At 43.3% G+C, this 14,357-nt stretch carries 4 protein-coding genes; all 4 read right to left on the minus strand.

Features of this window, described 5'->3' with window-relative positions; all coding sequences use genetic code 11:
* Window position 1: 1 nt before the first annotated feature.
* The 4 genes from ACMYR3_RS10200 to ACMYR3_RS10215 all read right to left on the minus strand — a co-directional run bounded on the left by ACMYR3_RS10200 (window position 2) and on the right by ACMYR3_RS10215 (window position 14,089).
* Window positions 2-1,624: a ShlB/FhaC/HecB family hemolysin secretion/activation protein gene (locus ACMYR3_RS10200; protein WP_424191850.1), complete on the minus strand. Its 1,623-nt coding sequence runs from the start codon at window positions 1,622-1,624 to the stop codon at window positions 2-4.
* Window positions 1,614-11,318 (minus strand): filamentous haemagglutinin family protein, encoded by a 9,705-nt coding sequence (locus tag ACMYR3_RS10205; protein WP_424191851.1) that lies wholly within the window; start codon window positions 11,316-11,318, stop codon window positions 1,614-1,616. The genes ACMYR3_RS10200 and ACMYR3_RS10205 overlap by 11 nt, the downstream gene beginning before the upstream one ends.
* Before the next feature lie 123 nt (window positions 11,319-11,441).
* Window positions 11,442-13,100, minus strand: coding sequence for a hypothetical protein (locus ACMYR3_RS10210; protein WP_424191852.1), 1,659 nt, complete (start codon window positions 13,098-13,100; stop codon window positions 11,442-11,444).
* A 107-nt stretch (window positions 13,101-13,207) separates the two neighbouring features.
* Window positions 13,208-14,089, minus strand: coding sequence for a hypothetical protein (locus tag ACMYR3_RS10215; RefSeq protein WP_424191853.1), 882 nt, complete (start codon window positions 14,087-14,089; stop codon window positions 13,208-13,210).
* Between the last annotated feature and the right edge of the window lie 268 nt (window positions 14,090-14,357).

Genomic DNA, 14,357 nt, shown 5'->3' on the forward strand with positions numbered 1-14,357 from the left:
TTCAAAACTCCATGACTAAACGGCTATGCAATCTGATTTGCTGATGTCCATCAGAATCAGGCAATAATGGTCTGGCAATATCAAAAAATGTACTCAGATGTCGTTTAACCTGCAAACGGAATCCCAAACCCAAGCTAGCCAACCTAAAGTGAGTAGTCTGTGAAGGTAAAGGCTCAAGAATCGATGCTGTGGCCCAGTCGTAAAAAGCTAGCCAGCGTAAATCACTCCCACCTGAGCCGATCAACCATAAAGGCAACTTAATGGAAGCCGATTGCCACTCTAACGAGCCATTCAAACCTCTATCTCCTATCCTTGCAGCTTCTGTATAACCACGAACACTTTCAGCTCCTCCAATTGCATATTGATCATTACTAATCAAAGGCTGACTACTCCATTGGCTACCACCACGAAAGATCAAACGGGAATGTCCAATTGGGAAAATCGTTTCCAGATCTCCTCGAATGTAAAGGTAGCTCGCCAGTGCCTTATAGCGATTGTTTTCAAATTGAAAATCATCATTACCCAAGCCACGCAATGAAAAATTTGCGGCTAACCCAACGTTATTCTGTACGCCATCCTCTGTTAATCCTCTGGCGTGCCACTGTAATTGCCAAGGTAGATAATGAATCGGCGTTTTATAACCTGACGTGGATGAACCGGCACTTAAGTTAACTGTTTGCTCAAAGGATTTGTAATCAAGTCCAGCGGATAAAGTGTGGGTCCAGTTACCTTGACTAATACCATGACTATTCCAGCGTACGCCAAAAACTGTTCCAACACCGAGAACACTAATATCACCTACAGTACTAGCTGCACTATCTGATTGAAGTGCATATAAAGCAATACTCGCATCGTTCCAGGGCATAACATAACTGGCATGCCATACTGTAGTTTGGTCACTGTGACCAGGTGCGGTAGTGAAATTCAACCCTATACTGTGTCCTTGCTGCCAAAGATTGTCATAGTGAATGCCGCTGTTAATACGAGCATGAGGGGTATTTTGGCTGTATCGGTCACTGAGCTCCACACTCCCATGCAAAGGTAATTGATCCTGCACCTTTAACTCAGCATCGACGCTACCTAAAATCTTGCCTTCTCGTAATACTGGCACGACCTGTAAATCATTATTAAGATTGATCTGCCCCAATTCTTTTTGCATCAAGTTGAAATCAGGCACTTTGCCTGGTTGAACTTCGGTCACTTGTTCAATAATTTTTTGCTGAGAATGGTACTGTGAGCCTGAAACTCTTAGGCGTTCTATGTACCCTTCTGTCACTTGAAGCCGAACACGTCCATCCTTTAATTCTTGTGGTGGTACATCCACATAGACTGTGAGATAACCGGCAGCATGATAAAAGTTTTCCAGCGATTTTCTTGCTGCATCAATATCCGACATACTCCGCTCTGATCCTAAAAATGGATAAAGCGCATTTTCAAGATCACGTTGCGAAAGTTGTGTATTGCCGTCGATTTGAAAATCAAGCAAATCAAATACCTGTCTGGCCGATATTTTCTGTATTTTGTTGTTGCTTGACTTCTCCTTATCATCAGCGAAAGCTGTTGATAAGTATGAAAGAAAAACTAATATTAAAAGAGCAAATTTGCCACTTTGATCAAGGGCCATAGCCAATGACCTCGACAGTAAAGGTTGAAAGTGCGCCATTACGCTTTTCAGCATCTGCTTGCCAAGCATCTAAAGTCGATTGCATCGCATTCGCCACATCAGTATTACTGCGAAGTGATGTCAACCCAGCTGCGGGTGCCGTAGTGACTGGAACACCAACCACTTGACCCTGTGTAGCGATATTGTCAGCTCCCCGTATATTCAAGGCTGCAATAAAAAGATTACCTTGTGAACGGATACCCGCTTCACCGGCATTGACAGTACCACGAGGGGCAATCAGATCCACATTACCTGCGGAAATAGTCGGATCAGTAACTAATACGCCAATACCACTGCCAGAAGCTGAAGCACTATTATCATATTCCACCGTACCATCTGATTTCGTTACAAGCGTTGGGAGTGGTGCATAAGCAGTCGTTTTCGCTCCACGTCCCGCATCAATACTGCCATTTTCTGACCAAATCAGAATATCCCCACCAGCCAACGTGAATACACGTGATTGATTAACCAAAAAATCTTTGTCTACCAGTGACTGCACATTGCCACCTTTGACTGTCACGATACCCAATTCCGAAGCAACTTTACTCAATCCAGATGGCGGATTTGCAAGACCTTCATTGACGGCTCCACCCGGGACTAATAAGTTAACATCGCCGCCACGCTGAGTCTTCACTTGACTCAGATAAAGCCTCAAGTCGCCTCTATAATCACTCGATGGAAACAGGACAGAAATTGCTTTGTTACCACGTTGATAGTCTGAGGTATTGTGCGACACAGCTTCTGCACGCCCACTGGCCTGTAATTCGGCATATAAAACCTTCGCGGAGAAAGGCAATTGCTGCTGCAATGTCAATTGAAAAAAAGCCTGTAATGCCTCGGTAACGGTAAGCCCAGGTTGCCCCATATCGGCCATATACATTTGTAAATCTTGCCGATATTTACTCGCCTGGATACCCTCTGCGGCCACATAAGTAGCAATAAAATTATGAATCGCTGGTAAACGAACTGCACCAGTCGCATCTCGTCCCAACCCAACACTTAAGACTACACGAGCACCTTGATCGGGTAAACTTGCATTCTGAAGATTGCCATTACTGACAATACCAGTGGATGAACCAAGATCAAGATTTCGCCCAGCATTGATTTCAAATGTGCCCGCGCCAGCAATCGTGACACCTAAATTATTGGTTGCCAACCCACCAGAAGGATCTAGCGGACTGGTAAACAGAACATCACGACCGGCCTCAAACACACTAATGTCAGAGTTTTTCATGTTTTGAGCGGTCACACCCGCATTGACAATATCCTGCCCAGCACGAATAACAACTGGCTCCACAAAATTACCCAGTTGATTAGTAGATGGCCCAACGACACTTCCTTTTACAGCATATAACCTTATCGGATCTGTATCATCTATGTGTAATAGATTTTGCGTTGATGGAGTAATACCGTCCGCCAATAAATTAAACAAACCAGCCGGATGTTGTGTACTAGCAAGTTCAGTAAGCGGATTGATACCTGACTCGGTTATAGTATTTTGCACAGTAACTGAACCATCTGCCAGCAAGTTCAAACCACCCTGAGCGGCAGGCAGAAGTGTCAGGCTATTAACACTAACATTTCCTTGCAAGGCAACCGCACTGACTTTACCTGGATACCATGTATAAACTTGTTTTTGAAACTGCGACCAACTAGATGATTGACCAATACTAGAATGTTTAAATTTCGTATATGCCAATAGGGCGTTATTATTAAGCGTAGCATCACCTGATAGTGAAATTACACTAATATCACTGTTATCAGCATAAGTAGAAAAATAGCTATTATTACGCCCCTGAACACCATTGTTACCAGGCGTCATCAAGGTTGGATTAAAGGTACCATCCAAGGTCAGGCCTCTGCTTGCTATTACACTGACACTTCCATTTCCAAGCCCCAGGATTGGAGCCAATCCCAAACTTCCTGTCGATATAGTACTTTTAGATAGGATTTGGGCATTTCCTTTCATTTCAGTAAAAACGCCACCAGAAATATTTCCTTCTGCTGAGATTTTCAGATTACCACCACCAAGTACGATAGGATCAACGGCATCACCAGCCAAACGACCATTGGTTGCAATACTAGCGCTAATATCCTGGATATTTCCACCGGCATTAAGCGTCAGATTGCCACCACCCAGCACACCAATATTTTGTGCAAAGTCCTTATACGATACCCACCAGCTGCTACTGCCTGCACCGGTACCAAAACGATATAACCAATTGCTAGTATCTTGTGTACTGGCAGTCAGTCCGATGATGTTACCTTGTGAAAAAATGTCAAGATCACCGCCATGCTCGCTATATTCAGCGTTATTCGGTGTTTTAAAATTGACAAGCGATGCTGCGGGAGTTCCGGCTGTGTAGAGTGCTGATGTGTTACTGGAAAATATCACATCGCTTCCAGCAGACACCTTGATTGAACCTGTACCCGTTCGAACTACTTTACCGGCCGCAATTTGTACCTTACCGTTTCCAGTAACAACACTCAATGGGTTCGCTGAATTTAGATCGGCACCACCGACTAATCGATATGACCAGGATGGACCACCTTGCAAAGTGGCAATATTTGATATGTTACTGAAACCATCACTAAGATTTGAATTAAGTATAAGATCACTTGCTGAACGCAAGGTGAGTGTACCTGCCTCACCACCAATACGGTTACTCGAAAAGAGGTTCCAGTCTGATGACAATAGCAGAGAATCTGTACTTTGTACTTCTACTCCTGGTGTAAGATGAAATACACTTTGCCCATTTACACCTAACCGTTCCAGTATTGTATCGGCACCAGACATGAACTTAGAGATATCGTTCTGTACTTTGGACTGCGTCAGATTCGTCGTATTATTTGTATTACCTATACTCTTGATATCGGTATAAGTTTGCACGGCCTCAATTGAAACAGTACTTGCACCATGAATATGACTACCAATCATGTCCATGGCTATTTCAGTGCCACCAGTTTGTTCGATACCAAAACCTGTACGAACAACCCGCAAATTTACAGTACCATCAGTACCTTTTTCATCATTCGAAGCAACATCAATAATTGAACCTTCAGCTAGTGACATCATATGAGTGCTACTAGTATTGCCTATGTTGATCGTGGCCTTATCGCTATTCTGACCGATTGCCTGAAGACTAGCGCCATCCGTCAATTGAAATCCATCTCCAGCCCATAAATTAATATGGCCACCTTCTATCCCACTAGCCAATATACGACCGGCCACGATAAGTTGACCTTTATCTGCTGTGAAACTTAATCGGTTAGCGCGCCAAGTTTGATCGGCTCCAATTATTAAATTACCAGAGCGGGCACGCACATTACGTTCCGCCAAAAATCCACCTGAATTTAAAACATTATTTAAAGTAATCAAGCTACCTATCTGATCAGAATCAATTGAAAATATTCCGCTAATACCGGTTCCGTTACTTGATCCCTTTAATCTAGCCTGATCATTCAGATATAAACTACCCATTGGAGTATTCAGATTTAAAGTACCCGCAGCTCCGCCGTTTACTGAACCTGATACATCAATCAGGCTATTGGCTGCCAGATTGACATTACCCTGCTTCGATATCAAATTAATGGTGCCAGCCGGAGCGCTTTCAATAACATCGAAAAATGCTTTATCAAAACCCACAGATCTGGTAACAGATCCTGCAGAAAAGTTCAAATCTTTATCTGCGATGAGATCCAAGCTGCCTGCAGTTAAATCAATTAGTCCATTATTATTAAGATGGCTACCACTAATACTTAGATGTGAACCCAAGCCATTTTGATTCGATTGCAATGCCCCAGCCGTATTATTGTTAGGATCTATCTCAACATTACCCAATGATTGCAGCGATTGATCTGCGCCATTTTTCGCTGTCACTCTTGCTGCTTTTAGCTGTAGATCGCCAGATACTTTCTGACTACCAGCCTCACTAAAAATAACATCATTAACTGCACTTAAATTCGTACTAGCAAGCCCCTGAAATAAAATATGTCCAGAACCAATTTGTATATCACCACCAGACTCCACATTTAAAACCCCAGCTCCCGATTTAATATCACTACTGGCTACGTTACCAGTATTCGTAAACATGACGGATTGCGCTCTAAAGTTCGCGGTACCACCATGACTTTCTATGATAGGTGTATCCAATATGAGCTTGGATAGCAGTGGCTTATCATTGATCTTTATCAGGCCAAGATCAAAATCACCGAATAGATTCAGGCTTTTATACGCCTTAAGTGATAATGAATCGCTACCATGACCCAGATCCGCCAATACGCTCCCTCCCAGATTCAGACCAGACATTTCGCTTGATATAGCGCCCAGGTTTATTTGAGAAGATGAAAATTTTAATATCGGTGATTTTATCTGCGAAGACTCTGACAAAGTGATATTGTAGGTTGCATCCATATTCAAAACACTAGCGCCAAGCACTGTCGATTCAGGTTCCAAGCGCAATGTTCCATTAGTCGTTGGTAAAACGACTCCAGTACGTTTAATTTCTGCCACGCTTTCACTACTGGCGCGCAAAAATGTACCTGATCCATTTATGCCAAGTGAGCTAGCAGCAACATTAGAATTACCAAAATCTTGAATTTTTATGACCGATTTTGTAGCCAGTGAAATATTATCGGTTGCTACCAGGATTACATCCTGAGCAAGAAGTGGATGAGCAACATCATTTGCAATGGTAATTGAGTCAGCCCCCACATTAATAGTTTGCTCACCATCATTATTCAGCTCTGAACGAGTTCCACCAAGCAGCAGACTACGCGCTTTCCAGCTACTCAAGGTATCCGAATTAAGCTGCAATACATTACTCTTTGTACTTGTAGGTTGGGTTGAAATGACTGCTATCTGAGGAGCAGAAATATCCACATCCCCACGCATGCCACCGGCTGTATCAAGGTCCAACTTGCCATCAAGTACCAAACTCTGAGTTGCTGCTAGACTTACATGCCCAGCATTGATTGGCTGCCCGTTACTAAAAAAGTTGTTGGCACTTGTCTCTACGAATTGGCTAAATCGACGTACCAATGCCCCAGACTGCAAGATAAAACCTGAAGAACGCTCATCTGTGATTGATGTACCACTCACTACCCGCTTGCCTGCAATCAATAAACTGCCATCAGGCCGAACAACATTCTGGGTAGGCAAGATATCAGTCATACCATTACTTACCTGACTAATGGCATAAGCACCAGGTAACAATGCATAGTGAGCCGGTAAAAGGGTGTAAATACCGGCAGGTAAATCTGCAACACCGCTAAGATAGACCGCGTCACCAGTCATTAATGTCGTATTTTGTGTGCTTTGCCAATCCCGTGGCACTGATGTTGAACCCAGTGAAGGGACGATTGCAAATGTGCCAGGCTTAGCCAGAATATCTGTTGAACCGCCAGCTCCCTTTTGCCATTCCCATGCCATCAAATCACCACCGCCAGAAACATCAATGGTTGAACCTGATTTTAAATTTACGTTTTCGGCACTCAGTGAAATAGCCTTAAAGGCAGGAGTCGTCATTGCAATACGCGTTGTATCTCCCAGAGTAGAATCAAGTCCGTAGTACCATGAGAGTTCAGTTTCTGTATAACCATAAGGCACTTGTAACCCTTTGCCAGAAACAGAAACCAATCCACCAGACTCTACAGTTAAATTATGAGTGGCATTTAGATTTATCTTACCAAATGGCGCACTTAATACGCTGTCGATACCGATATTTGGAGCATTGATAATCAACGATCCACCCGCTGACATTGGGCTTGTGGTTTTATTACCATTCCCCTTTAATATCAAACCGGATTCATTACTCGTATTAAATGTGAATTGGCTTAGCGTGGTAGGAGTGACCTGATTCGTTTTTAAATAAAGACTACCTGCGGTGGTATAGGAGCCAATTAATGCATTCTTAGTAGTTGTATTAATAGCGTTGTGTTCTACAGTCGAATCAAGTACACCCTGTAATCTAATATCACCGGATGCAAGTAGTTCAGTCACACCAACTCCCTGTGTGCTAACGTTTCCAACCAAATCTATCGTCTGAGCTTGCACATTTAGTTTGGCAGTACCAATGTTCGTCAAATTGACTGCCGTCTGACGTTGCCCATCACTATTGCCAAGATTGATGTAAGTAGAAAACAACTGCAAATTTGCAGACGACTCGGCCATCAAATTCGGTGTATCTAGGCTAATAGCGCGTCTTGTAGTTAACGAATTAGTATTATTCCAACGTATCTGATCCCAACTCTTGAGGTTAACCACATCAAAACCACCCGCTTCGATACTTTTATTTGAAATCGTCGTGCGACCTAACCAAGAATTATTGTCTATAGGAATGCCATAGGTTAAATCAGTCGGTAGTTCAGCCAATGAATCCTGTAATTGCAAACTGCGAGTAGCAGTCAGCGTGTTATCTGAAGCTGGAAGCAAGTTAACATTAAGCGTACCACCTTGATTATTAACAGACGATACATTGCCTACCAGCTTACCTGCCAGTAACATACCTGTATTGGAATTTAAAGTGATGTTACCTGCGTTACTCGTTACTTTGGCTGACGTATACAGTGTGCCATCATTGGTCTGTCTAGGTAAGTCCAGATATGCAGCACCACTACCTGAGACATCCATGACTGAACCAGGCTCACTCACAATATAACTATTCGTCGCTGATAGATTAATGTTACCGCCAACCTTTACTATCCCGTTCCTGTGACCAAGTTTATCTAGCGCCACAACTGCTTTGCCACTTGTATCAAGACGAGCATTTGAGCCCAGCCATAATGCTTGGCTACTATCAAAATCTGTCACGTCTTGGCTATCGGGTAGTTTTCCAGCCAAATTTAAATTGATGACTCCACCATGAGTCTGAATCAGGCCATCCACTAAAAGATGAGAGAAACCATTGACTGTAATCGTGCCACCGTTATCACTAATAATTGCGGCATCTTTACGAATGGTAGATATAGGTAGTGTTAAATTGACCGCCTGACGTTGGTAGTCTGGCAAAACTTGCGTATTTGCTATTTCAGAAAAATGCTTAGATGACGCTATAAATTTAAAGTTATCAGGCAATATCCAATTTCTTAACACTGGTGAAAGAATGTCTTGCAATATCGATTGTCGATCCCACGCTACCAAGTTGTATGTACTGAAACCACCCTGACTAAAAAAGCTGATTGGTAGATTTGTGTCACTCGATGACAATGAATCTTTTACTAAAACTGATGAAGTTGAACCAAAGTTAAAACCATCCGACCTCAGCGATAACGTTGCACCCTGACTTAATCCAAACCCAAAGAGGCTACCATTCAAGTTCATGGCGCCATCACTTTGATTATTGGTACTACCCTCTTTTCCTCGGCTACTAACTAATGTAATTACTCCCGCTTTGCCTGCTGATAACTTATTATTTACGTTATTCCATGCACCACCAGATACATCAATCACACTACCCATTTTCATATCCAAGCCTCTGGCAGCCTGCAAATTGACATTGCCTCCAACGGTTATGACTTCAGCCAGCGTTCTTTGATGAAGGGATGAATTATCATTTGTCCAAAACCCAGCAACGTCAATTTTCCCCGAAAATATTATGTCACCCAGTTCCGTATTACCTGAACTAATTACATTGACACTTCCTCCAGGCGCACTGATCTGACCTGCGAGCAGTACATTGCCAACATATCCGCTTCCCTGCTTAAGGTTTAAACTACCGCCTAAACCGAGGTCAAGTTTAACGTCTGCATTAATAGTGATATCGCCCGCACTGGCAGCCTCAAGCCGAGTAAAACCTTCCTTTTGAAATTGAGTAGCGTTTACTGTTAAAAATTTTTTGCGCTTATCAGGCAAAGCACTATCAATAGTAAAATCCTTATCTAATAAAGAAGCATTGGCTGTCAGTTCCAAAGCCGATTTATAATCAATGTCATCACTGGTTTGACTTAGAACTAGCTTACCTCCCATCGGCACTGTACCAATGCTGCGTTGAAAAGTACCAATGGTTCTATGTGCCACTTGAGAACCATCCAAGACACTCGCTGCTGAACTAATGCTAATTGTTCCTGCATCACGACCTTCGGTATAAGCAGGATTAAAGCGTAAATTATTCGAAACAAAGCTTTCTGTAACGCCCCATTTGCTATGAGTAACCGTCATCTGCCCAGCAACACCAAGATATAACTGGTCAGCACTTGCCTGGCCAATTCCGACTATTCCACCATTAGCTGTTAGCAACTGTGAAACATTACCCCAGCCGGACTTATATGATAAAGAACCGCCTGATACATCGAGAATTGATCCATCACGCAATATGACATCACCGCTCGATTTCATATTGATGGTGCCGCCTACAGTACTTCTTTCCGCTACCGTATGGCCTATCTGTGCAACTGCACTAGAAATATCCGCTAAGGGGGTTCCTTCACGTACATCAACTGTCACAGTCTTACCAAGTAATACACCACTTTTTTGTAATGCCGAGTCAGCCAATTCATTGGTTGTTAACCGTAACTGCAAAAAGTTTTCTGACATGGGACGATCTGCAACGTTAAGCCCTGCTACATCGATACGCGCCCCTTGGTCTATGTAAATACGAGCTGCACGATTACTATTGGTTGCTCCTGTACTATCAAAAATAACGTCACCGCTAGGTACGTGTATCAGTGCATCAGTTTGCATATTAATCACGTGACCACTACTTTGCAGCAAAGACTTTAGATAGATTTGTGCAGCTGTGCTGGTATCTTTACTTGCTATTTCGGGAAGAATCTCTGTAATGCTGCCAGCACCTAAAGTAACTGTTCCTGCATTTGATGTACCTGTCTCAGCACTAGGCTTTTCCAGAGCTTGCAGCCAAATTGAACCATTTCGAGCAACGGTGGTAGTGGCATTTAGTCGACCTAATTGGTTGACTGCGAGGCCAGCCAAAGTAATATTGCCCCGCTCGGCCAAGACCTGCCCAAGATTGGTAACACTCCCACCAGCGCTAACCTCGACGGCTACCCCACGCATGGCAGGGTCAGCGCTGCTGCTCAAATAAATCTTTTTACCTGCCGCGAGCAATGTTTGGCCATCAGGTGTGTGAATCAACCCATTGTTTTCAATGGAAGGTGCAAACATCCAGATCTGACCGCCACCAAGCGTAGAAAGATTTACGCCTGGCTCAATACGAATAAATCCATTAAGACCACTGAAAGCTGACAAACTCTGATCTTTGGCAGTAAGAATGCCATTCAAAAAAATATCATCAGAAACATCAAGAGAGGATGCAACCAATGATCCCACATTGACCTGAGCACCCTGACCAAACACAATACCATTTTGATTAATAAGATAAACACGTCCGTTTGCTTGTAATGTGCCTTGAATGATTGTGGGATTCTGATCTGCGATACGATTCAGTACCTGAGCACTACTGCCAGGTTGGACAAAATTAACATGACTGTCATTTGAAATATTGAAACTTTGCCAATTCAGAATAGCTTGATTACTCGCTTGATTCACGATCAGCGTATTGCCATTTTGCGTTGCACTGGCCTGACCTCGCCCAATCCAGTTACTGGCTGCTATGGGTAGCGTTCCATTGGGTAAAGCCGGAGTAATACCAGCCGCTGGAAGTCGAGAAGTATAAAAAGCCAGCAATATCAGTATCATTAGAAACGGATATTGCCGGGCTAATTTGAATAAAATACCAAGGTAGCAACGGTAATCTAACCGATAGATCAGCTTACGCCTTAGCCTTGCCACTTCACTCTCGTATAGCATACTAAGTAAAGATTACTGAGTAATTATGACTGGTTTACAGGTCTGACCACCATTAGTTCCCCTAGCTACGTTACCACCACTCGCTGATGTATAGCCTGATTCTGGGATCGCCAAGAAGCCGTTTTGAACTGCAAGCAGACTTGGCTCCTGAAATTTAGCAATCAATAAACCAGTTAATTGACCCTTAACAGTACCAGGATCAGCTGCGTCCGAATACGTATTCAAGTTAATTACGGCTGTATTGATATAACGATAGGTTCCGTTTACGACATTGGGCACTGTAGGATTAATACCGTCTATTGCTAAGAAGTCCCAGCTGGCACTTTCAGAAGTTGGATTATTATCAATAAACAATGGGCCAACAGCAAAGTTTCCATCAGCAGAAGTCACCGTCTCAGTGATAGCTGCCCCTGTACTGGTTATCCCACGGGAAAAATTGGTACCATTATTGAAGCCTTGTAGACAAGCACGCTCATCGGGAATCAAATCATTCTCGATCACACGATATTTACCCGTCAAACTGTCATCCGGGGTTGAAGGCGCTTTACCTGTCGACGAGCAGGGATAATTGCCAAATGCGGCGTTAGAAGTAATCTGGGTAGCCACAGCGCTGATACGGCGGCAGATATTGACTGGTGTAGAACTCGTACCAACCCCCATGCTCACCCAACTTTGATTCAAAGGTCCACCATTTGGCGTCAGCAACGAACTAATCTGCAAAAAATTGATACTGGGACGATCAGTATCGGCCACTGTTGTCCCTGCTGCTGTTACAGCTTTCCCTTGTGCGGTCTGTAAAGCATTGACTAATTTTTTAGTTGCCGCAATCGCCAATGGAAAAGCAAATAAGGGGGTCGTACTGACATTCTGCAAATCATCAGCGGTGATGGCTGAATCATAGATTGCATTACCATTGGCTGCAGCATTACCGTCGTTGGGTGCATTCTTATTTACAAAAATTCCTGGCTCATTATCTGCAATACCAACATCTGGTATGTTAGTAGTTACCAGCTGCCCATTATTGATTGTGGTAACTCCACTGACTGTACTTTCAGTTGGGCAAATATAAGATGGCGTGTTATAGACGTTTGCCAAGGGAAACGCACCGACTGCTACTGGAGCAGGTGTCGTCCCAGTATTTGCAGGACGACTTTGAATACAGTTTCCATCGATTTTCATACGCGTTACTGACTGGCTTCTAGCGAGAGGGCCAGTTCCATACCAGGAACCATTTTTCATCCGGTAATGGATTAGAATCTTCTTCCCAGCAAGCGTTGAATAGTCCCAACCCTGAGTAGCATTTTTTAGTAACGCAGTATTGTTTGTTAAGGTACAACTATAGGCGCGGTAGTCATACCCCGCTCTACTGCCCGATTTACTATCATAAAAGAAATCCAGAGTGCCCGCCTGACAGAGCCCTGTACCAGCGGCATAGGAAAATCCATATTTAGTTTGTGCAGCAAAACCTCCCAGTAAATTGGGAATAAGATTCTTTTCAGCCGTAGCCCCTGCCAGGAACAATTCAACATCTACCGTTGCTGTTGGTACCAGCGCCCACGTTGTATGCGAGAACATCGTGGCAGCACAAGAAAAACCAATGATTACAAAAGAACGTATCCCGGTTGAGGATTTACTTGACTTCTTGCGTTTGGTATGACTAACTTTTTTCATACATCACCTGTGAAATAAAGGTTTCATTAAATTTTGGATAAAAAGAGCCCCACCCACCTAACACGCAGCTAGGTGGGGCATAACGGAGTAATTGAATTAATTAAGCGTTAAATCGCGAATGACCCTGATCTAAAAGTATCCGACAGTTTGCCTTGACGACGCTTCTTTATGGAGCCGAGCACTACCAATCCAGAGAGCATCAATAGCGACGTAGTGGGTGTCGGCACTGCCGCCACGGTGTAATCCAGTTGACCAGTCGCCGCATTCAGCGTCCAGGTTCCGGCCAACTGACTGGGATTTACCCTGGTGGAAGATGTGACATTATTTTCAAAAATATAAAATGCGGAACTCATTCCATATTTCGATCCGGCAAATGCGTTCGTCGTATTAACCGCCAGGTTATATCCTAACGACCACCCCTCAGTCGTTGGATTGCCAGATCCATCTGCCTGAGTTGTAATAATTGAGCCATTGATATCACCAGTAAACCCCATCGTTGTCGTCGCATTACCACTGACAACCCCATTATTGGCTTGATGAATCACATCTTGCCATGCACTGCCTGCAGAATTACCGTTCTGATAAGAACTCAGATTGGTGTATGTAGGCGTTAAACCAGTGTGAAAGGTTGAAAGCAACTGAGATTGACCAGCTGCAGATTGACCTGAATAGACACCCCATAATGTACTACTGCTTGCGCCACCTATTTGACTCAGAAAGTTGGTGTAATTGGCATCCCCAGCGCTACTGAAATTTTGACTAAATACTGTTCGAGCGGTTGGTTTGCTGGCACCTGTTCCAGTTATGCCCCAATCCAGACCCAAATCACGAATATAACCAATATTCTTGTTGTAATCCCAAACAAATAAAGTGACTTCAGTATCAGTACCATTATTTGAAAGAATGAGCGCAGAAGCCTCTGTCGAGATCAAACCAATTCCCATCGCCAAGGCCACCCCCTGTACTACTCGATTCTTGACCCATTTCATGATTGTGTTCCTTCCTGTTTGAAGTTAATACTAGGTTGAATTGATTACATGCCTTTCCAGATGCTCTGCTTACCCAGTCATTGACATGCGTTATATTAATTATGATATTGCGAGTTACTTTCAATTACTCACAAAATCATCACTAACATTTCTGAAAATGAATGGCCTCAAAACGATTATGAGCACCATTCATACCATTTAATATTTGATTTATATTGCATATATTTAGCAAAAATATGAAATTTCCATACCGATTACCAAGCGTACC

The sequence above is a fragment of the Ampullimonas aquatilis genome (assembly GCF_049675895.1).
GTDB classification, from domain to species: Bacteria; Pseudomonadota; Gammaproteobacteria; order Burkholderiales; family Burkholderiaceae_D; genus Ampullimonas; species Ampullimonas aquatilis.

Excerpts from the sequence above, each read along its gene's own strand:
- ACMYR3_RS10200 (WP_424191850.1), bottom strand. The coding sequence starts at position 1,624 with ATGGCCCTTGATCAAAGTGGCAAATTTGCTCTTTTAATATTAGTTTTT.
- ACMYR3_RS10215 (WP_424191853.1), bottom strand. The coding sequence starts at position 14,089 with ATGAAATGGGTCAAGAATCGAGTAGTACAGGGGGTGGCCTTGGCGATG.
- ACMYR3_RS10210 (WP_424191852.1), bottom strand. The coding sequence starts at position 13,100 with ATGAAAAAAGTTAGTCATACCAAACGCAAGAAGTCAAGTAAATCCTCA.
- ACMYR3_RS10205 (WP_424191851.1), bottom strand. The coding sequence starts at position 11,318 with ATGATACTGATATTGCTGGCTTTTTATACTTCTCGACTTCCAGCGGCT.